Source organism: Streptomyces clavifer (genome assembly GCF_036345975.1).
GTDB lineage: Bacteria > Actinomycetota > Actinomycetes > Streptomycetales > Streptomycetaceae > Streptomyces > Streptomyces clavifer.
The window spans coordinates 6,417,289-6,438,101 of record NZ_CP107793.1; the positions used below are offsets into that span (position 1 = coordinate 6,417,289).

The 20,813-nt window shown below is 73.5% G+C and carries 18 protein-coding genes; 11 read left to right on the forward strand and 7 right to left on the reverse strand.

All coding sequences use genetic code 11. From position 1 onward, the window contains the following. Nucleotides 1-106 precede the first annotated feature (106 nt). From OG927_RS27870 to OG927_RS27880, 3 genes are all read right to left on the reverse strand, one after another. Entirely contained in the window at nt 107-460 is a 354-nt protein-coding gene (locus tag OG927_RS27870) for a VOC family protein (protein WP_056792234.1), read from the reverse strand. A gap of 61 nt (nt 461-521) precedes the next feature. After that, the gene (locus OG927_RS27875) at nt 522-1,328 is read right to left on the reverse strand and encodes a class I SAM-dependent methyltransferase (RefSeq protein WP_056792235.1); all 807 of its coding nucleotides are present in this window, start codon (nt 1,326-1,328) and stop codon (nt 522-524) included. 112 nt (nt 1,329-1,440) lie between these two features. Beyond that, on the reverse strand, nt 1,441-2,937 hold the full coding sequence (locus OG927_RS27880; protein ID WP_056792236.1) for a bifunctional phosphatase PAP2/diacylglycerol kinase family protein: 1,497 nt from the start codon (nt 2,935-2,937) through the stop codon (nt 1,441-1,443). A 232-nt stretch (nt 2,938-3,169) separates the two neighbouring features. Between OG927_RS27880 and OG927_RS27885 the strand changes: the two genes are divergently transcribed. The 4 genes from OG927_RS27885 (at nt 3,170) to OG927_RS27900 (ending at nt 7,195) form a co-directional block, all read left to right on the forward strand. Continuing rightward, the gene (locus OG927_RS27885) at nt 3,170-3,943 is read left to right on the forward strand and encodes an IclR family transcriptional regulator (RefSeq protein ID WP_056792237.1); all 774 of its coding nucleotides are present in this window, start codon (nt 3,170-3,172) and stop codon (nt 3,941-3,943) included. After that, nucleotides 3,940-4,788 (forward strand): SMP-30/gluconolactonase/LRE family protein, encoded by an 849-nt coding sequence (locus OG927_RS27890; RefSeq protein ID WP_056792238.1) that lies wholly within the window; start codon nt 3,940-3,942, stop codon nt 4,786-4,788. Before OG927_RS27885 ends, OG927_RS27890 begins: the two co-directional genes overlap by 4 nt. A 153-nt stretch (nt 4,789-4,941) precedes the next feature. Next, the gene (locus OG927_RS27895) at nt 4,942-6,168 is read left to right on the forward strand and encodes an aminotransferase class I/II-fold pyridoxal phosphate-dependent enzyme (protein ID WP_056792239.1); all 1,227 of its coding nucleotides are present in this window, start codon (nt 4,942-4,944) and stop codon (nt 6,166-6,168) included. A gap of 13 nt (nt 6,169-6,181) precedes the next feature. Further along, complete coding sequence (locus OG927_RS27900; RefSeq protein ID WP_056792240.1) at nt 6,182-7,195, forward strand: MBL fold metallo-hydrolase; 1,014 nt, start codon at nt 6,182-6,184, stop codon at nt 7,193-7,195. Here the strand turns inward: OG927_RS27900 and OG927_RS27905 are convergent. After that, the gene (locus tag OG927_RS27905) at nt 7,175-7,816 is read right to left on the reverse strand and encodes a DedA family protein (protein ID WP_056792241.1); all 642 of its coding nucleotides are present in this window, start codon (nt 7,814-7,816) and stop codon (nt 7,175-7,177) included. The genes OG927_RS27900 and OG927_RS27905 overlap by 21 nt on opposite strands. Continuing rightward, entirely contained in the window at nt 7,813-8,589 is a 777-nt protein-coding gene (locus OG927_RS27910) for an MBL fold metallo-hydrolase (RefSeq protein ID WP_079099274.1), read from the reverse strand. Before OG927_RS27910 ends, OG927_RS27905 begins: the two co-directional genes overlap by 4 nt. 188 nt (nt 8,590-8,777) lie before the next feature. Between OG927_RS27910 and OG927_RS27915 the strand changes: the two genes are divergently transcribed. Together OG927_RS27915 and OG927_RS27920 are read left to right on the forward strand one after the other, a co-directional pair. After that, nucleotides 8,778-9,194, forward strand: coding sequence for a hypothetical protein (locus OG927_RS27915; RefSeq protein WP_056792243.1), 417 nt, complete (start codon nt 8,778-8,780; stop codon nt 9,192-9,194). 83 nt (nt 9,195-9,277) lie between these two features. Continuing rightward, nucleotides 9,278-11,464 carry a phage holin family protein gene (locus OG927_RS27920; protein WP_056792244.1) on the forward strand — a complete coding sequence of 729 codons (2,187 nt, stop codon included), beginning with the start codon at nt 9,278-9,280 and terminating at the stop codon, nt 11,462-11,464. A gap of 38 nt (nt 11,465-11,502) precedes the next feature. On the opposite strand, the gene OG927_RS27925 is transcribed toward OG927_RS27920, so the two are convergent. After that, nucleotides 11,503-12,555 carry a LacI family DNA-binding transcriptional regulator gene (locus tag OG927_RS27925; RefSeq protein ID WP_124280618.1) on the reverse strand — a complete coding sequence of 351 codons (1,053 nt, stop codon included), beginning with the start codon at nt 12,553-12,555 and terminating at the stop codon, nt 11,503-11,505. A gap of 318 nt (nt 12,556-12,873) precedes the next feature. On the opposite strand from OG927_RS27925, the gene ligA reads away from it, so the two are divergent. From ligA to OG927_RS27950, 5 genes are all read left to right on the forward strand, one after another. Beyond that, on the forward strand, nt 12,874-14,973 hold the full coding sequence (ligA, locus tag OG927_RS27930) for an NAD-dependent DNA ligase LigA (protein ID WP_206431721.1): 2,100 nt from the start codon (nt 12,874-12,876) through the stop codon (nt 14,971-14,973). A gap of 149 nt (nt 14,974-15,122) precedes the next feature. After that, entirely contained in the window at nt 15,123-15,962 is an 840-nt protein-coding gene (locus OG927_RS27935; protein WP_124280617.1) for an acetate and sugar kinases/Hsc70/actin family protein, read from the forward strand. Beyond that, nucleotides 15,959-16,714 carry a hypothetical protein gene (locus OG927_RS27940; protein WP_330320969.1) on the forward strand — a complete coding sequence of 252 codons (756 nt, stop codon included), beginning with the start codon at nt 15,959-15,961 and terminating at the stop codon, nt 16,712-16,714. Before OG927_RS27935 ends, OG927_RS27940 begins: the two co-directional genes overlap by 4 nt. 36 nt (nt 16,715-16,750) lie before the next feature. Beyond that, nucleotides 16,751-19,072 (forward strand): protein translocase subunit SecD, encoded by a 2,322-nt coding sequence (secD, locus tag OG927_RS27945; RefSeq protein ID WP_330320970.1) that lies wholly within the window; start codon nt 16,751-16,753, stop codon nt 19,070-19,072. A gap of 135 nt (nt 19,073-19,207) precedes the next feature. After that, nucleotides 19,208-19,951: a YoaK family protein gene (locus OG927_RS27950; RefSeq protein ID WP_056792250.1), complete on the forward strand. Its 744-nt coding sequence runs from the start codon at nt 19,208-19,210 to the stop codon at nt 19,949-19,951. Here the strand turns inward: OG927_RS27950 and OG927_RS27955 are convergent. Beyond that, a complete protein-coding gene (locus OG927_RS27955; protein ID WP_330320971.1) occupies nt 19,941-20,756 on the reverse strand; it encodes a helix-turn-helix domain-containing protein in 816 nt (271 codons plus the stop codon). The genes OG927_RS27950 and OG927_RS27955 overlap by 11 nt on opposite strands. Between the last annotated feature and the right edge of the window lie 57 nt (nt 20,757-20,813).

Here is a 20,813-nt window from a genome sequence, read left to right on the forward strand (position 1 = left end):
GCGCCGGTCGGCCGATGACGTCGTGACGAGATCACCGGCCGCGCGTCCACGGGCCGCGGGCGTGCACGGGCCGCGGGCGTGCACGGGCCGTCCGCCGGACACGCGGTCAGGCGGAGGCCCTCCGGTCGACGTACTCGAAGACCGAGCCATCGGGGTGGAGGGCGATCAGATTGCGGCCGGCCGGAGTGGGCACCGGGCCGGCGATGACCTTGGCCCCGGCCCGGGTCAGCGCCGCGTTCGCCTCCTCGACGTCCTTGACCGCGATCGTCGCCGACACCTTGCGCAGCACCTCCAGCTCCGACTCGGGGCCGCTCATCAGCAGAAAGCAGCCGATCGCGGCGACCGAGACCCCGCCGCGCTCGAAGCGCAGCGCCGGAGTGCCGGTCAGGCCCTCGTAGAAGGCCACCGAGGCCTCCAGGTCGTCGACGCAGATACGTAGCGTGGTTCCCAGGATCTCCATGCCACGAGGGTAGTTGGCGACCCGGAGGTGTGTGATCGGTTCCGGTCCGCGGACCGGCCGGTCACACCTGGCAGATCAGCTCGCCGTGCGGGACCAGGAACCACGCGTCGGGCTCCTCGCCCCAGGCGCGCCAGGCCTCCGCGATCGCCGTCAGCTGCTCCGGACGCGCGTGTCCGCCGTCCACCGCCAGCTGCGCGTACACCGACGCGGTCGTACGGTCCGCCCACAGGCCGCTCCACCAGGCGCGGTCCTCCCCGGCGAAGCACCAGGCGCCCGCAGTCGGGGTGATGCGGGTGAAGCCGGCCTGCCGGGCCCAGGACAGCAGCCGGCGTCCGGCGTCCGGTTCACCGCCGTTGGCGCGGGCCACGCGCCCGTACAGCTCCTGCCACTCCGTCATCCCCGCCACGTCCGGGTACCAGGCCATCGCCGCGTAGTCGCTGTCGCGTACGGCGACGATGCCGCCCGGTCGGCACACCCGTCGCATCTCGCGCAGCGCCTGGACCGGATCACCCACGTGCTGGAGCACCTGATGCGCGTGGACGACGTCGAAGGAGTCGTCGGCGAAGTCCAGGGCGTGCACATCTGCGGTGGCGAACTCCACGTTGCCCAGGCCGCGTTCGGCTGCGACACCGGCCGCCTGGTCGAGGATCTCCCGGCCGGTGTCGACCGCCGTCACCCGGCCCGGCGCGACCAGTGCGGCGAGGTCCGCCGTGATGGTGCCCGGGCCGCAGCCGACGTCCAGCACCCGCTGTCCGGGGGCGAGCCGGCCGATCAGGTACGCCGCCGAGTTGGCGGCGGTCCGCCACCGGTGCGAGCGCAGCACCGACTCGTGGTGACCATGGGTGTATGTCGCTGTTTCCTTCGGCATGGCCGTACGTCCTCCCCGGACTTCGCACAGCTCGCGGCTTCGCCCGCGGGCGCTGCGGCCACGGTACGCCGCGATGTCGCATCCTGAGATTCACGTCTCACCATGCGGTCGATTAGAACCGCATCGGGCAGTAGACGGTCAGGGCCTCCGGCAGCTTGTCGATCAGCAACTCAGCTCCGGAGTGCGCCACTTCGCCGTCGTACGCGTACGGGGTGCCGGGTGCGAGGCCGGAGATCCGCACCTGGCGGCGGCGGACCGCCGCGTGGACGGGCGACCGGCTCAGCGGTCCGGCCACCGCCGCCGCGAGGAGGCGCAGCCCCGGGGTGCGACCGCCGTGCACGACCCGTACGTCCAGCAGCCCGTCGGCCAGATTGTGCCGGCGGCCGGGCGCGGGCCCTACCCGCCGGAACATTCCGTTGCCGACGAAGAGCAGCCACAACGGCCTCTTGCGTCCCTGCAGTTCGGCAGTCAGCGGGCGCTCGCCGCGCAGCGCCTCGAAGGCCGCGAGCACACCCGCGGGCCAGCCCCCGATCCTGGGCGCCCAGCGCTCCCGGGTGCGCACGAGCTCCGGGTAGACCCCGAGGCTGAACGCGTTGATGAAGTAGCCGTGCGCACCGCCCGGTCCCTGTGGACCGGGTCGGAAGCGGCCCAGGTCGACCCGGACCGCGTCGCCCGAGGCGAGGGCCGTGACCGTGTCGTGCACCGTCTCGATGCCGAGGTCGTAGGCGAAGTGGTTGAGCGTCCCGCCGGGGAAGACGGCGAGCGGAAGGCTGTGGGTCGCCGCCACGGCTGCGGCCATGTTGACCGTGCCGTCGCCCCCGCACACGCCCAGGGCCCTGCCCCGCCGGGCCGCGTTCTCCAGCGCGCCCGACAGGTCGGCGGGCGCGCACTCCAGCACCTCGGCGAGCGGCAGCGCGTCGCGGATCAGGCCGGCCGTCGCGGTCGCGGAGCCGGACCGCCGGTTCACGATGACCACCAGGTCCTGCCCTGCGGGCAGGGCCGGGGCCGAGGCCGGCGGTCTGCCCGGCGCGGGCAGCTGCCCACGGGTGGGTACGACACCCCGCAGTGCGAAGGCGGCCCCTATGCCGAGTGCCGCACCGGCGAGGACATCGCTCGGATAGTGGACACCGGTGTAGACGCGGGACGCGGCCACGGCGACCGCGACCGGGGCCACCACGGCACCCCAGCCCTTGGACTCCAGGGCGACGCCCGTCGCGAACGCCGCGGCGGACGCCGCGTGCCCGGACGGGAAGGACGTGGTGAACGGCTGCCGCTTGAGCTGTCGCATCACCGGGACCATGTCCAGTATCGGCCGCTCCCTGCGGACCGCGCCCTTGCCGACGGTGTTGATGGCGGCCGAGGCGACGGCGAGGGAGGCGATGCCGCGCAGTGCGGCCCGGCGCGACCGGGCACTGGTGCCCAGTGCGGCCATTCCCGCCGCGGCCCCGAACCACAGCAGCCCGTGGTTGGCGCTGCGGCTCAGCCGGGGCAGGACGGGCTCGGCGCCCGGCCAGTGCCTCTCGGCCACGCTCTGGAACGCGGCAAGATCGCGCCGACGGAACCAGCTCCGCCAGCGGTCGGAGGGGGGTGGACCGCTCGATGTGGACATGGGACAGCGACTACCCTGCCGGTGGCCGGTGAACCAGGAGGCGCGCCCATCACACCCGGCCGGACCTCCACGCTCCGCGGGAAATCGGCGGAAGCGGTAAGGAAACGGTCGATTTCCCCCGGGGTCGGCCGCCCCGCCCCCTCCCGGGCGTTGCCCGGACAAGTTCCCTGACGTTAGCCTGCGTTCGTGATTCCGGTCATTGACCGGAGTGTCGAACGATGGGTGGGCGATCATGGGACGACTCGTCCCTGCGGTGACCAGGGCACTGGATGTACTCGAGCTGTTCCTTCAGGGGGAGGGAACGCTCTCCGCACCCGAGGTCACCCGCAAGCTTCAACTGCCACGGACCACCGTCCACGAACTGCTCACCACCCTTGCCGCACGCTCCTACCTGGTCACGGTCCCGGGGCAGCCGGGCCGGTACCGGCTCGGCGTGCGGACGTACCAGCTCGGCAGCCGGTACGCCGAGAAGCTCGATCTGGCGGCCGAGGGCCAGCAGGTGGCCCGCGAGGTCGCCGAGACCTGTGGCGAGACCGTCCACGTCGCGATCCTGGAGGACACCGAGGTCATCTACATCGCCAAGGTGGACTCCACGCACGCGGTCCGCATGGTCTCCGCCGCCGGCCGCAAGCTGCCCGCCCACTGCACCTCCGTCGGCAAGCTGCTCCTCGCGGCCCTGCCGGAGGCGGAGCTCGACGCCCGGCTCGACGGACGCGAACTCGTCGCGATGACCGACAACAGCCTCACCGACGCCACGGAGCTGCGGGAGGCGCTGGCCGTCGTGCGCAAGCGGGGCATCGCGGTCGAGCACCGGGAGTCGAACCCGGACGTGAGCTGCGTGGCCGCGCCGGTCCGGGACCGCTCCGGCCGGGTCGTCGCCGCGCTCTCCATCTCCGTGCCGATGATCCGCTGGAGCGAGGAGCGCGAGGCGGAGCTCGGGCAGCTCGCCGCGGGCGGCGCGGACGCGCTGTCCGGCCGGCTCGGGCACCACCGGAGCCAGGCGTGAGGCCGGGCCCGGAGGTCGCCGTACGGGAGCGGGCCGAGCTGGGGGAGGGGCCGACCTGGGACGCGGCGGCCGGACGGCTGATCTGGGTCGACGTCCTCTCCTCCCGCGTGCACACGTACGACCCGGCCGACGGCCGGCGCACGGTCACGACGACCGAGCAGCACGTCGGCGCCGCGAAGCCGCGCGCGGGCGGCGGACTCGTGGTCAACCTGCGGGACGGCATAGGCCTGTACGACGCCGACGGCACCTTCTCGTGGCTGGCCCGCGAACCCGTGTCCGGCCGGCGGGGCAACGACGCGGCGGTGTCACCGGACGGAGCCCTGTGGGCGGGCACCATGCGGTACGACGAGGCCGAGGGGGGCGGAAACCTCTCCCGGTTCGCACCGGACGGCACGGCGACGGGCGTACTGGACGCGGTGACGGTCAGCAACGGCACCGGGTGGAGTCCGGACGGCCGGCTCATGTACTACATAGACACCCCCACCCTGCGCATCGACGTCTTCGACGTGGACGGTGAACGCGTGCTCGGCCGCAGGCCGTTCGCCGTCGTCGAGCCCGGATCCGGGTGGCCCGACGGGCTGACGGTGGACGCCGACGGCTGTGTGTGGGTCGCCTTCTGGGACGGTGCCGCGGTGCGGCGCTACGCCCCGGACGGCCGGGTGGACCGGATCGTGCACTTGCCGGTCCGGCGGCCCACGGCGTGCGTGTTCGGCGGGGCCGGTCTGCGTGACCTGTACATCTCCACGGCCCGGACGGGCCTGGACGCCCCGCATCCGCTGTCGGGTTCCCTGCTGGTCCTGCCGGACGCGGGGCGAGGGCTGCCGGGGGTGCCGTTCGCCGGGTGACCCGTGGGGCCTCCACCGGGGCGGCGGACGGGCCGGGCGGGCGCGTCCGCCGGCCTTCCGCCCCCGCCACGGGCGGACCCGGTGCAGGGGCGGGCCCCGGGGAACCTCCGTATAAAGGGGCCTGAGGGTGACGCAGGCGGAGGAGGCCCCGGCATGCACTGGAGCGAGCGGAAGCAGCCCCGTGAGGACCACGGTCCGGTGCGGTACGGCCCGCCCGCCCCCGACCCCGGTCTTCCCGCGCTGCCCGAGCTCGCCGACGTACTGGCCGCCGCGGCCGCCCGGACCGTACCCGAGCCGCCCGGTGGCGGAACGATCCTGCGCGAGGCCGCCTGCGCCTACTGGCAGCGCCGGGGCCTGCACGGGGGGCCGCAGGACATCGCCGCGGCCCCGGGCGCCCAGCCCCTCCTGCTCGCACTGATCGCCGCGTACGGCGGCGACGTGCTCATGCCGCGCCCGTGTCCCGCCACCTGGATGCCGCAGGCGCGGCTGCTGGGCCGGCCCGCCTACCACGTGCCGACACCCGCCGAATGCGGCGGGATCCCCGACCCCTACGCGCTGCTGGAGACCGTGCGCAGGGTGCGGGCCGAGGGCGGCCGGCCCCGGCTGCTCCTGATCTCCGTGGTCGACGACCCGACCGCCACCGTCGCCCCGCCGGAGCTGGTCCGCGAGGCCTGTGAGGCGGCGGTCGCCGAGGGGCTGCACATCGTCAGCGACGAGACCTGGCGCGACACGCTGCACCGCCACGACACGGTCCTGCTCAGCCCCGCCGAGATGTGTCCCGACGACGTCACCGTGATCAGCGACCTGGCCGGAGCGCTGACCCCGTCGGCCTGGCCGGTGGCCGTCGCGCGTTTCCCGGCCACCGCCCGGGCCGCCTCCCGGCGAGCCCGGGTGCTCGACATCCTCACCGCGCTCGGTGCCTTCGTCGCGGAACCCGTGGCCCGGGCAGCCGCCCGTGCCCTGCACGAACCGGAGGCCGTCACCGAGCGGATCCGGCAGGCCGCCGGCCTCCAGGCCCAGGTGGCCTCCGCCGCCCACCGTGCCGTACTCACCGCGGGCGCCCTGGCCAGGCCGCCGCAGGCCGGCCGCCATCTCTACGCCGACCTGGGCCCGCTGCGCACCCGGCTGGCCGCCCGGGGCGTCACGGACTCCATGGAGCTCGAGGAGTACCTGACACGGCGTCTCGGCGCACCGGCCCCCGGCGGTCACCGGTTCGGTGACGAACTGGGCGCGCTGCGGGTGCGCCTGAGCACCGGCCCGCTGCTCGGCTCAACCCCGGAGGAGCAGATGGAGTCCCTCACTGCGGTGGAGCCCCTGAAATTGCCCCATGTCGCCCAAGCGCTGAGCATGTTCGCAGCAGCCCTCGATGAACTCCGATGACAGGAGCCTCTCGATGACGGAACAGACCGAGCGCCCGCTCGCCGGCCCCGCGGGCCGTCCCGTCGCCGGGGTGCGCCCTCTCGGCGAGGTCCGGATCTGGCCCCGCAGCTTCGCGGACCGGCTCACCGCGCCCCTCCCGGGTGTCAGGGGCATGACCCGTTTGGCCAGGGAGCGTGCCCTGCGGCCCAATGCCGAGGGCCTGCGGGGCATCCACCGGCTGCCGTACGCCCCCGCGCCGCTACCCGCCGCGGGCGCGGACACCGTGTCCGTCACCTGGGCCGGCCACGCCAGCTGGATCGTCCGCATCGGCGGGCTCACCGTCCTCACGGACCCGGTCTGGTCGCGCCGCATCCTCGGTACCCCGGCCCGGATCACGCCGGTCGGCGTCCGCTGGGAGGAACTGCCGACGATCGACGCGGTCCTCGTCAGCCACAACCACTACGACCACCTGGACGCTCCGACGCTCCGCAGACTACCGAGGGACACCCCGCTGTTCGTCCCCGCCGGGCTCGGCCGCTGGTGCCGGCGCCGCCGGTTCAGCTGCGTCACCGAGCTCGACTGGTGGGAGTCGGCGGAACTGGGCGGTGTCCGGCTCGACTTCGTCCCCTCCCACCACTGGTCCAAGCGCACCCTCCTGGACACCTGCCGGTCCCTGTGGGGCGGCTGGGTGATCGGCGACCGGCAGGGGGCACGGATCTACTTCGCGGGGGACACCGGCTACGGACACTGGTTCAAGGAGATCGGCCGCCGCTACCCCGGGCTCGACCTCGCGATGCTCCCGATCGGGGCGTACGAGCCGCGCTGGTGGCTCTCGGACGTGCACACCGACCCCGAGGAGGCGGTGCAGGCGTACGAGGACCTCGGCGCGCACGCGATGGCGCCGATGCACTGGGCGACGTTCCTGCTCTCCGCCGAACCGGTGCTCGAACCGCTGACCCGGCTCCGTACCGCCTGGCACCAGGCCGGATATCCGCGCGGCGACCTCTGGGACCTGCCGATCGGCGGCTCACGTGTCCTGGGTGGATGAGCCCGCCGCCCCGACGCGCCGGAGCCGCCGCCACAGGGCCGGCGCCCCGCTGATCAGCAGGGTCAGGGCGACCGCGGCGACCACGCCCTGCCAGGGCTCGGGGAAGAGCGAACCACCCAGGATCCCGATCAGCTGGTACGTCGCCGCCCATGCCAGACACGCGGGCACGTCACCGCGCGCGAACCGCCGCAGCGGCATCCGGCCCAGGAGGCAGGCCAGCATCACGGGTATCCGGCCGGCCGGCACCAGCCGGGACAGCACCAGCACCGTCCCGCTCTGCTCGTCCAGTTTCCGCTGCGCCCGCGCGAGCAGCTCCGGAGCGGCCCGGCCGCTGATCGCCCTCAGCCACTTGGAGCCGTTCTTGGACCGCACCCCGCGCTGCCCCAGCCAGTACAGGCACACGTCCCCGAGGAACGCCGCGGCCGCCGCCACGACGAACACCACGAGAAGGGCGAACGGTGACGTCTGATGGAACGCCACCACGGCGGCCGAGCTCACCAACGCCCCCGTCGGCACCACCGGCACCAGTGAACCCAGGGCCACCAGCGCGAACAGCGTCGGATAGCCGATGGCCTGCTGCGCCGGTCCCGCAGGCAGCTGCCGCATCACTTCCTGGATCATCTTCGGGCCTCCGGCCTCACACACTCGCCGTGCCCCAGCACATGCACCGCCACTTCCGGTGCCAGCCGTGCCGCGTGCCGCACGAATTCGTCGCCCGGTGCGTGGAACTCGTGCGGCCGGACCCCGTCCATCCCGATCGGCCAGTACGTGCCGTAGTGCACCGGCACCGCGGCGCGGGGCGCCAGCATAGCCAGGGCCTGCGCCGCGCGTGCCGCGTTCAGATGGTGCAGGCCCAGGCGCGGACCCCAGCCGCCGACCGGCAGCAGGGCCACGTCCACCGGCCCCACCGCGTCGGCCATGCCGTCGAACAGGCCGGTGTCCCCGGCGAAATAGGTGCGTGCCCCGCCCTCCACCACGAACCCCAGCGCGGGGACACGGTGCGGGCCGACCGGCAGCCGACGGCCGTCGTGCAGCGCCGTGACCGCCCGGACCAGTACCCCGCCGACGCGGACCTCGTCGCCCGGAGCCACCTCGGCGACGCGCAGCCCGCGCGCCCGGCGCAGCCTCCGCAGCGCAGGGACGGCGCCCTCCGTGCCCAGCGGCACGATCAGCAGCGTGCCCGGGGCGAGACGGGCCAGGGAGGGCAGATGCAGGTGGTCGGAGTGCAGATGGGAGATCAGGACCGCGTCGGCGACCGCGGCCTCCGGCGGAGGCACCTCGCCCCGGCGGCGCCGCAGATGCGCGAAACGCCGTGCGAACAGCGGATCGGTGAGCACCCGGACACCCGCGTCCTCGATCGTGCAGGTGGCATGACCCCACCACGTGACCTCCACCGCCCTGCCTCCTCGCTCCGTCGGACGGCGCATCCGTGCGCCCGTACCCCGTACGAGCGTAGGCGGTCCGCGCCGCTCCCACGCCGGTGCGCTCCAGTCCGCCGGTCTCCGCACGGGTACGGGCGGCTACACAGGGCTACGGCCGGGGTAGGGTCGGGCGCAGTATCCGAGCGCGGGGGGATCCGTTCATGGGGGACGTCATCGTCGACGTACGGGTGGCGGCCATCGCCAGTCTCACTCCGCTGGAAGAGCTCGACGGTGACCCGTTCCTCGTCGACACCCGCAGCCAGCACGCCATGTGCGCGCGCTGGGCCGCCGAGCAGGGGTACGTCGTCACCCGGCAGCTGCGCGTCTACGGGATGCGTCCCGACCACCGCGCCCTGTGGTCCGACGTCGAGGGCGGGCAGGTCGAGCTGTTCGTGGCGCCCAACGACCGGGTGCTCGCCCGCGCCGTCGTCTCGGTGCCGGACTTCGCCGCGGAGTGCGAGCGGCGCGGCGTCCGGCTGGAGCTCGCCGGCCTGGAGGAGCCCCGGTACACCGCGCGCGGCAAGGCGAGCGTGCACCGCAGGCTCTCCATGCCTACCGCCGGGTACGACGGCTGCTGACCCCCGGCCGGGGCGCGGATCCGCTGTGAAAGGCTGGACGCGGGCCCTTCACGACACCGGGCCCGGACGTGAGGTGGAACGGCGTGGGTGACGGCCGATGGCGGAGAACGGGACGAGCCCTGATCGGCGTGGTCGCGGTGTGGGCGGTCTCCACCCTCACCATGCTCGCGCTCGCCGGGATCCTGCCCGACTTCCAGCTCCAGTCCGACGACGGTGACACCGTCACCAGGACCGCGTTCACCGCGGCCTGGGGGGCGGGGGCCTTCGGTCTGCTCTCGGCGCTGGTGTGGCCCGTCCTCGTGCGGGCGCTGCTCATCGTGCCCGCGCTGGTTCTGGGCGCTCTGGTCTTCTTCCTCAACGGATCGCTGCTGCTGATCGCGCTGCGGCTCATCCCGGACGGACGCGGGACGGCAGACCCGGAGACGGCCGTCGTCGTCGCGGCCGTCATGTCCGCCGTGGCCTCCGCCACCTCCACGGCCCTCGCGGTCCGCGACGACGACGCCTACCGGCGCAGGCTCTCCCGCCTCGCCGACCGGCGCCGCCGCCGCAGCGGCACACCCGGCGGCGCGGACCGGGGGCGGGGCGGTCCGCCCGGCATCGTGTTCGTGCAGCTCGACGGGGTGGGCCACGACGTGCTCAGGCAGGCGGCGGCCGACGGTGTCATGCCGACCGTGGCGGGTCTCCTCGCCGACGAGGCCGGCCACGGCCTCACCCCGTGGAGCACCGACTGGTCCAGCCAGACCGGTGCCAGCCAGCTCGGCATCCTGCACGGCAGCAACTTCGACGTGCCCGCGTTCCGCTGGTACGAGAAGGAGACCGGCACCGTCATGGTCTCCAGCCGCCCGGCCAGCGCACTCGAACTGCAGCGCAGGGCCATCGCCCGCACCCGCGACGGCGGCCTGCTCACCGTCGACGGCGCCAGCCGGGGCAACCTCTTCGGGGGCGGCGCTGACCAGCTCGCCCTCGTCCTGTCGATGGCCGCCAGGCGCGGCAAGGGGCGACGGTCGCGCGCCGGATACTTCGCCTACTTCTCCGACCCGGCCAACGCCGTCCGTACCGCCCTGTCCTTCGTCGCCGAGGTGGGCCGGGAGATCGGCCAGTCCACCCGTGCCCGGATCCGGAAGGAGTCGCCCCGCGTCAAGCGCGGCGGGCTGTACCCCTTCATCCGGGCGTTCGCGACCGTCGTCGAGCGCGATGTGGTGGTCTCCGCCGTCATCGGCGACATGTTCGCCGGGCGCACCGCGGTCTACGCCGACCTCGTGGCGTACGACGAGGTCGCGCACCACTCCGGGCCGCACAGCAGGGACGCGGCGAAGGTCCTGACCCGGCTCGACCGCTCGCTCGGCCTCATCGCGAAGATCGCGGAACAGGCCCCGCGCACCTACCGCATCGTGCTGCTCTCCGACCACGGCCAGAGCCCGGGGGAGACCTTCGCCGGGAAGTACGGACTGACGCTGAAGGACCTCGTCCGGGCGGGCTGCGGGCTGCCGGTGCCCCGGAGCGCACAGCGCACCCGCAGCGCCTCCGAGGCGCGTGACGCCGTGCGCATCGCGCTGCACCGGCCCGTCGACGAGCAGGAGACGGAGCGCTCCGCCCGCCCCTCCGAACCGGTCGTGCTGGCCTCGGGCAATCTCGGCCTGCTGTCCTTTCCGGACATCGAGGGGCGTGCCTCGCGCGAACAGCTCGACAGCCGCCACCCCGCCCTGCTCGGCACGCTGGCCGACCACCCGGGGGTCGGCTTCCTGCTCGTGCGCAGCGAGGAGCACGGTTCGGTGGTGCTGGGGTCCGGCGGGGCCGAGGTCCCGGTGGCGGAGCTGACGGACGGGGAAGGGCCGCTCGCCGTCTTCGGCGAGGGCGCGGCGGAGGCGGTGCGGCGCACCGACACCTTCCCGCACGTCGCCGATGTCATGGTCAACTCGATGTACGACCCGGTCACGGGGCGCGTCCACGCCTTCGAGGAACAGATCGGCTCGCACGGCGGACTCGGCGGCGAACAGTCCCGTCCGTTCCTCCTGTGGCCGCGCACCCTGGCCGACCCGATGGACGCCATGGCGGCGGAGGGCGGGACGCCGGCGCGGATTCCCGTGGGCGCGGAGACCGTCCACCGGATACTGGCGCGCTGGCTGCGGGAACTCTCGGGGCCCCAGGTGCCGCTGCAGCCGGCAGGCTTCACCGGGGCCGCGCGGGTGGACATGCCGTTCCCGGGTACGGATGAAGAGCTTTTGGACGGCAGCGGCGTCGTACCGGGGCCACGTGGCGAGGGCGCCTGAACGCCCGGGCGGGGCGGCGGTCGGCGGTGGGCTCTGCGTCAGGCTGATCCGCGTCGTACCAGGTCCGGCTGGAAGACCACCGAGGGCGCGGGGCCGCCGGGCGTGCCGATCTGCTTCAGGAGGAGCCGGGCCATCTCCGCCGCCATCTCCTCCACCGGCTGACGCACCGTGGTCAGCGGTGGATCACAGGCCACCGCCGCGCTGCTGTCGTCGAAGCCCACCACCGCCACGTCCGACGGCACGTCCCTGCCGGCCCGCAGCAGCACCGGCAGGGCGCCCAGTGCCATCAGGTCGGATGCGATGAACACCGCGTCCAGGTCCGGCCGTTCATCCAGCAGTCGCCGCATCGCCGAAGCTCCTCCCGTATGCGTGAAGTCACCTTCGGCGGTCACCACGTCCCCGATGCCGTGCCGCTCCAGCGCGTCCAGGAATCCGGTCAGGCGCGCCTGCCCCGCGGGCATGTCCTGCGGGCCCGCCACCGTGCCGATGCGCCGCCGCCCCAGCGAGGCCAGGTGGTCCGCCGCCAGCCGCGCCCCGGCCCGCTGGTCCGCCTCCACGTACGTGAGCGGCGTGGGCGTCCTGGGCCGGCCGGCCAGCACGGCGGGCATCCGGGTGTCGTGGAGCAGTCCGGGCAGCGGGTCGTCGGCGTGGGAGGAGATCAGCACCACCCCGTCGACATGGCCCTGGCGCAGATACGACAGCAGCTGATTGCGCGAGGCCTCGTCGTCGGCCAGCATCAGCACCATCTGGATACCGGCCGGGCGCAGCACCTCCAGCAGACCGCTCACCACGCGCCCGAAGTGCGGGTCCGAGAACATCCGGCCGACGAACGGCTCGGACACCGGGCGCCGTTCCCGCTCGGAGACCACCAGGGCGATCGAGTCCGTCCGGCGGGTCACCAGCGAACGCGCCGCACGGTTGGGTACGTACCCGGTGGTCGCCACCGCCTCCTCGACGACCCGCCGCAGGGCGGGGTCCACCGTGGTCGCCCCGTTGATCACCCGGGACACCGTGGCCCGGGACACGCCCGCCACCGCGGCGACGTCCTCCAAGGTGGAGGGGCGTACGGGCGGCGAAACGTCGGCAGTCATGCAGTCTTTATACCGGGTGGTCCGACAGGCGCGCGAAGGGCTCCGGGACGTCAGCCGCCGACCCCCGGGAGGTCCTCCGGACCGGCCGGCCGGCGCTCGCGGACGGTCACGAGGGGCCGGGCCGCTCCTCGGTCTCCGTCCCGCCGCCGGCCTCGGTCTCCGCACGCGAGACCGGCGCGAACCGCCGCGGATGGTCGTGGACCCGTGTCACGAGCAGTCGGTCGAGCGGCGTGCCCTCGGCCGCGCGGGCTCCCTGTGGCCGGTGAGGTGAGTGGGGGTCAGGGGGCGTTGTCAGTGGTGGGCGGCAGGATGGTGGTCATGACCACGAACCCAGCTGTTGTGCTCGTTGACGCCGCCTCGTACGCCGCCGCGGTGGAAGAGGCGGCACAGGCCGCCGCCGCGTACTACGCCACGGGCGAGAGCATGCTCGACGACGATGCGTACGACCGGCTGGCGCGTGGGATCGCCGCGTACGAGGAGGCGCATCCGCAGGACACGCTGGACGCCTCGCCGACGGGGAAGGTCGCGGGCGGGGCGGCCGTGGGCGACGTGCCGCACACGGTGCCGATGCTCTCGCTGGACAACGTGTTCTCCGCCGAGCAGTTCGCCACCTGGACCGCGTCCGTGGAGCGGCGCATCGGCAGACCCGTCGCCGCGTGGAGCGTGGAGCCCAAGCTCGACGGCCTCGCCGTCGCCGCGCGCTACCGGGAGGGCCGCCTCGACCAGTTGATCACCAGGGGCGACGGGACGGCGGGCGAGGACGTCTCGCACGCGATCGGTACGGTGCTCGGTCTGCCCGAGCGCCTGTCCGCCCCCGTCACCCTCGAGGTGCGCGGCGAGATCCTCATGACCGACGAGCAGTTCGAGCAGGCCAACACGGTGCGCACGGAGCACGGCGGCGCCCCCTTCGCCAATCCGCGCAACGGCGCGGCGGGCACCCTCCGTGCCAAGGACCGGCCCTACCGCGTCGAAATGACCTTCTTCGCCTACGCCGCGCTCGCGCTGCCCGATTCCGGCGAGTCGGCCGCCACCCTGGCCGAGCTGCCGCACGGTGAGGTCCTGACCTACGTCGCAGGGCTCGGCGTGCACACTGCGGCGGACACGGCGGTCGCGCCGCGCACCGTCGGCACGGTGGAGGACGTGCTGACCGGGGTGGAGGACATCGCCTCGCTGCGAGCCTCGTTGCCGTTCGGGATCGACGGCATAGTGATCAAGGCGGACCTCGCGGCCGACCAGCGCGACGCGGGTTCCGGGACGCGGGCGCCGCGCTGGGCCATCGCGTACAAGCTGCCGGCCGTGGAGAAGATCACCCGGCTCCTGGGGGTCGAGTGGAATGTCGGCCGGACCGGGATCATCGCGCCCCGCGCCGTGCTGGAGCCCGTCGAGATCGACGGTTCGACCGTCGGCTACGCCACGCTGCACAACCCGGCCGACATCACCCGCCGCGACCTGCGCCTGGGGGACCAGGTGATGGTCTACAAGGCGGGCGACATCATCCCCCGCATCGAGGCACCCGTCGCCCATCTGCGGACCGGCGACGAGAAGCCGATCGAATTCCCCGAGACCTGCCCGCAGTGCGGCTCGGAGATCGACACGAGTGAGCAGCGCTGGCGCTGCACGCGCGGCCGCAACTGCCGCCTGGTCGCCTCCATCTCGTACGCGGCGGGGCGGGACCAGCTCGACATCGAGGGCCTCGGCACCACCCGGGTCGTCCAGCTCGTCGACGCGGGGCTCGTCGCCGACTTCGCCGACCTCTTCACCCTGGACCGGGCGAGGCTGCTCGCCCTGGAGCGGATGGGGGAGACCTCCACGGACAATCTGCTGGCCGCCATCGACACCGCCCGCGCGCGCCCGCTGTCCCGCGTCTTCTGCGCCCTCGGCGTACGCGGCACGGGACGTTCCATGTCCCGGCGGATCGCCCGCCACTTCGCGACGATGGACCGGATCGTCGCCGCGGACGTGGACGCGCTGCAGCAGGTCGACGGCATCGGCAAGGAGAAGGCCGCAGGCGTCGTCACGGAGCTGGTCGAGCTCGCACCTCTGGTCGCGAAGCTGGTGGCGGCCGGGGTCAACATGACGGAGCCGGGTGCCACCCCGCCGCCGGAGCCCGGGACGGCGCAGGAAGACGACGGCGAGGACGGCGGGCCGTCCGCCGATCTGCCGCTCGGCGGTATGACCGTCGTGGTGACGGGCGCCATGACCGGGGCACTGGAGAAGCTCTCTCGCAACCAGATGAACGAGCTGATCGAGCGGGCCGGCGGGAAGTCCTCCTCCAGTGTCTCCAAGCGCACGAGCCTGCTCGTCGCAGGGGAGAAGGCCGGGTCGAAGCGGACCAAGGCCGAGGACCTCGGCGTCAGGATCGCCGCTCCGGCCGAATTCGCCGAGCTGGTCTCGGCCTTTCTGGTGCCGGAGGTGTAAAGCGTCTCTGTCCGGGCGCGGACCTTGGAATTGTCGGGACAGTGGCGTTCCTCATCCCGTTATTGCATAGTGAGGGTTCGGTCATGCCTCGCTATCTGCGGGTCAGTGAGTGGTGAACGGCTGCGGCGGAAGGCCGGGGGTGAGGGGCGATGCGTTCTTTGCGCGACGGACGACGGCACAGCCGGCCGGTCCATCGGACGAGGGGCGGCCGCGCCGGCCAGGCGCAGCACCACGGCGCCACCAGGGGAATGGCCGTAGACCTGGGCAGCTCGGGCACCCGTGCCTGGGTCTCCGGGTACGGGCTCGTCGCCGGATCCGCCTGGGACGACGCCGCCGGCCGTCCCGTGCGGCGGGGACGTATCGTCGACGCGGAATCCTGCGGCAGGATGCTCGGCCACCTCGCCGACAGTGTGCTCGGTGAGGACCGTCACGGCAGCGTGATCGTCCTGAGCCACCCGGTCCTGGCCGGCCCCGAACACCGGGACCTGGCACATGAGCTCCTCGCGGCACTCGGCCCCTCCGGTGCCGTGGTCCTCAGCAGCGCCAGGGCCGCCGCCGCGTACGCAGGCCCCCGCGACGGCGGTCCACTGCTGGTGGTCGACATGGGAGCCGAGCTGACGGAGGTCACCCTCCTCGTCGACGGCGCGGTCGCCGATGCCCGCCAGGCCGAGACGGGCCTCAGCGACCTGGAACCCGAAGCGCTGCCCGCCGAACTCGCCCGGACCGTGCTGGATATGATCACGTCCATGTGGCGGCAGGACAAGCACGGAGCGGTACGCGGCGCACTGCGCAAGGGCCCGGTGCTCACCGGGGGCGGCGCGCTGCACCCCGGCGTCCCGGACCGTCTCGCGCTGTGTCTCGGGACGCCGGTCCGGCCGGCCGACGACCCCTCGACCGCGGTGGTCCGGGGCGCCGGACTGATCCTCGACTCCGTCCTGCGCCGCGCCGGTGCGGGCACGGTGTCCGTCCGCCCGGGCCGGCTGAGGTGAGCCCCCTCCCGGGGGCGCCCCGGGGGAACGCGCCCCCACGGGGGCGGCCGGACGCACCGGCGCATCAACTGCGGCATGCCCTGGCCGCGCTCCTGCTCACCGTCCTGACCCTGGTCGGCGGCTCGTCCGCGGCTGCGGGGGCGGCAGTCCCCCTGCGAGCGCTCACCGACACCGCACCTGTCACCGGCACCGCACCCGGCACCGGCATCACGCCCGGCACCGGCACCGCGCCGGCCACCGGCATCAGACCCGGCACCGCACCGATCACCGGCTCCGCACGTGTCACCGGGAGCGCAGCGGGCCCCCGCACTCCGGTTCCGCTCACACCGACCTCGCACGATGACCGGACCCCGCGTGCCGGGCAGGCCCGTGACCACCGCCCCGTCCGTGCGGCCGGGACGGCCGGCCGGCCGGCCGCAGAGGCCCCCTCCTCCGGCGAGGCCCACTCCACCGCGGCGACCGCCCCGGAACGGCGGGTGGAAGCGGCACCCCTGCCCGGCCCCCGGGCGGGCGCCGACCGCCCGCTCGCCCCGCATCACTTCCCCCCGCCGGGACACGGCGCGCTGCCGCCGAGCCCGCCGGGCCTCCCCCTGCCCCGGGCCCTGGCCCAGGGGGCGGCCGGGACAGCCCTCTTCGTACCCGGCCGGGTCCGTGCGGCACTGCCCGGTGTGCGAGGTCCTCCGAGGGCGACGGCCGGCCAGCCGGCCCCGCACCGGTCCTGCTCCACAGACCCGTCGTCCCGTCCCCTCTGAGAGAAGGGGCGGACGGCGCCCCCTCGGAGGAAACCCATGACTCGCGCCACCACGGTGCGGGCAGTTCTGGCTGCCGCCGTGCTGCTCGTCTCCGTGTTCATCACGCTGACCATGTCACCCAGACTCGGCCTGGACCTTCAGGGCGGCACCCGAATGGTGCTGCAGGCCAAGGACTCGGACACCGCGAAGGCGGACCGGGAGAGCACCGACCGCACCCTGGAGGTGCTCCGCCAGCGCATCGACTCCCTCGGTGTCTCCGAACCGACGCTGACCCGCTCCGGCGAGGACCGGATCATCGTCGAACTGCCCGACGTGCAGGATCCGCGCCAGGCCGCGGACGTCATCGGCAAGACGGCCCAGCTGAGCTTCCACGCGGTCCAGGGCCCGGGGACCGAGGAGAAGACGGAAGAAGAGGGGGACGCCGCGCCACAGGACGGCCCGACGCTCCCCGACGAGCAGGGCGGCCTCCTCGACCTCGGCCCGGTGCAGCTCTCCGGCGCCGGTGTGAAGGACGCCACCGCGAGCTTCGACGCCCAGCAGGGCACGGGGTGGAGCGTCGCGCTCGACTTCCACAAGGACGCGGGCAAGAAGTGGACCGATCTGACCGGGGACGCCGCGTGCAACCCGGCCCAGGACGAACGGCGCCGCGTGGCGATCGTCCTCGACGGGAAGGTCATCTCCTCGCCGCAGGTCGACCCGTCGGTAGGCTGCAAGGTCGGTCTGCCGTCCGGGTCCACCCAGATCACCGGTTCGTTCAGTGCCGACGAGGCACGCGACCTCGCCCTGCTCATCAAGGGCGGTGCGCTCCCCGTACCCGTGGAGATCGTCGAGCAGCGGACCGTCGGCCCGACGCTCGGCGCGGCCGCCATCGACGCCAGCGCCCAGGCCGCCCTCATCGGCGCCGCGGCCACGGCGCTCTTCATCACCTTCATGTACCGCCTCTTCGGCGCGCTCGCCGCGCTCGCCCTCGCCGCCTACGGGGTGATCTCGTACGCCGCACTCGTCGTCCTCGGCGTCACGCTGACCCTGCCGGGGCTCGCCGGATTCGTCCTGGCCATCGGAATGGCGGTCGATGCGAACGTCCTTGTCTTCGAGCGGGCCCGCGAGGAGAGTGCGGAGCATCCGAACCGTTCGCTGATCTCCGCGCTGACCGCCGGATTCCGCAACGCCTGGAGCGCCGTCGCCGACTCCAACGTGACGACCCTCATCGCGGCCGGGCTGCTCTTCTTCCTCGGCTCGGGACCGGTCAAGGGCTTCGGTGTCACCCTCGCCATCGGTGTCATCGCCTCGATGTTCTCCGCGCTCGTCATCGCCCGTGCGCTCACCGAGATCGCGGCGCGCTCCCGGTTCGTCAGCGACTACCGGGGCATCAACGGCATCGCCAGGCCCGGCCGCGTCCGCACCTGGCTGAACGCGCGCGATCCGCAGCTGTTCCGGTCGCCGCGCCGCTGGCTGCTGGTCTCCACCGCGCTCGTCGCCGTCGCGGTGCTCGGCATCTTCGTGCGCGGCGTGAACCTCGGCGTCGAATTCACCGGCGGCCGGCTCGTCGAGTACTCCACCAGCCGCCCCGTCGACGTGGACACCGCCCGCACCACCATCGCCGCCGCGGGGTTCGATGACGCCGAGGTCACCACCGCGGGCGACGGCGACCTCTCCGTACGTACCGGAAAGCTGGACAACGACGGCGAACACGCCCTGCGGTCCGCACTGGCCGAGGAAGGGGGCGAGACCACCAAGGTGCGGGACGAGCTGATCGGTCCCAGCCTCGGGGACGAACTGCGGCGCAACGCGCTGATCGCCCTGGGCGTCGCCGTGTTCGTGCAGCTCGCCTACCTGGCGGTCCGCTTCCGCTGGACGTTCGCCGTGGCCTCGGTCGGAGCGCTCGTGCACGACGTCATCGTCCTGGTCGGCGCGTTCGCCTGGCTCGGCCGTACCGTCGACGGGATCTTCCTCGCCGCGCTGCTCACCGTCATCGGCTACTCCGTCAACGACTCGGTGGTGGTCTTCGACCGGGTGCGGGAACTGTGGGCCAAGCGCCCCCGCACACCGGTCGCCGACGTGGCCAACCGCGCCGTCCTGCAGACCGTGCCACGCACCGTGAACACCGGGATGGGCGCCCTGTTCATCCTGGTCGCCCTCGCCGTGCTGGGTGGTGACTCGCTCGCGGACTTCGCGCTCGCCCTCCTCATCGGCATCTGCGTGGGCACGTACTCCTCGGTGATGACCGCCGTACCGGGGGCGCTCCTCCTGGAGAGGAGCAGCAAGGCCCCGCCGCCGGCCCGCAAGCGTGCGCCGGGACGCAAGGCAGGGTCCCCGCGGGCGCAGCGGGATCCGCACGACAACGGGGCGCGGGTGTAGCGGGCTCCGGTCCGTGCCGCCGGGCGGGGGCAGGCAATCCTGTCCCGCCCGGCGAGTACGGACGTCACGGACGCCCGGCTGCGGCACAATCCGGGCCATGTCCCGACCATGTCCGGCGATCGGAGTGTGCCGCCCATGCCTGTCGTCCTGAGAGAGGCCCGGGCCACCCTCGTGCCCGACATGGCCGGCCCGCACGGGCCGCTGCCGCCGGTGATGCTGGCGCTGACCGTGGTCACCGGGCTGGTCGACGCGTTCAGCTACCTGCTCCTGGGCCACGTCTTCGTCGCCAACATGACCGGCAACGTCATCTTCATGGGCTTCGCCTTCGCCGGGGCGTCGGGTTTCTCCCTGCTCGCCTCGGTCGTCGCCCTCGTCTCCTTCGCGGCCGGGGCACTGCTCGGCGGACGGGCCGTGCACCGGGTCCGCGCCCATCGGGGCAGGCAACTGCAGCACGCGCTGCTCGTCGAGACGGCGTTCGTCACGGCCGCCATGATCGTCGCCTTCGTCTCGGGACAGCCGTACACCGGCGCCGTGCGCTTCACGCTCATCGCGCTGCTGGCCCTCGGACTGGGCGTACAGAACGCCGCCGCCCGCGCGCTCGCCGTACCCGACCTCAAGACCACCGTGCTGACCCTCACCATCACGGGGATCGTCGCCGACAGCCGGCTCGCCAAGGGGCGGGGCAGCCGGATCGGACGCCGGGGCCTCGCCGCCGTCGCCATGCTGGCCGGCGCGTACGCCGGTGCGCTGGCCGTGCTCAACGGGTCTCCGAGACTGCCGCTGGTGCTCGCCGTGGCGGTCCTGGCCGCCGCGAGCACGGCCGCGACCCTGCTGGCCCGCGACGACGCTCCCTGGACCCGCCCGCCCGTCACGGCATGAGCGCGTGCAGCCGGTCGGCGGTGGCGCGGTCGGCCGGCAGGAAGGTCTCGATGGCGAGCTCGGCCACCGTGATGTCCATCGGCGTGTTGAACGTCGCGATGGACGCGATGAAAGACAGCACCTGACCGTCGTGCAGGATCTGCAGCGGCAGCGCGAGCGAGGGAACACCGCCCCCGCCCACCGCCGTCGTGGCCGGGTCCCCCGGAGGCGGTTCGGGTACGGGGTATGCGGCGACCTCCTCGTACAGGGAGCGCAGCTCGGGGGAGCGGACCAGGGCGATCTGGCGCTCCATCTGGGCCAGCAGATCGGCCCGCCACTCCGGCAGGTTCAGGATCCGCGGGGCCAGACCCTCCGGGTGCAGGGTGAGCCGCATGGCGTTCGGCGCAGGGGACAGCAGATGTCCGGACACCCCTTCCAGCAGGAGCTGGATCCCCCGGTTGGCGGCCACCACCGTGTACGTGGCATCGACGACGAGGGCCGGATACGGCTCGTAGCCGGCCAGCAGCCGCTCCATGGCCTCGCGCAGTGCGCCCATCGCGGGGTCGGCGAGGGACGTCTCCGTGAACCGCGGCGCGTAACCGGCGACCACCAGCAGTGCGTTGCGTTCCCGGACCGGGATGTCGAGGTGGTCGGCCAGCCGCAGGATCATCTGCTCGCTCGGACGCGCACGGCCCGTCTCGATGAACGAGATGTGCCGGGCCGAGGAGTCCGCGCGCAGGGCCAGCTCCAGCTGGCTGATGCGCCGTTGTTCCCGCCAGCCGCGCAGTAGTGGACCTACCCCCGTGTCAAGCGCGACAGTTGTCATACCCAGACCGTAACGTCGCCGGCAGTGCTGATCACACCGATCCCGGCAGGAGCGCCG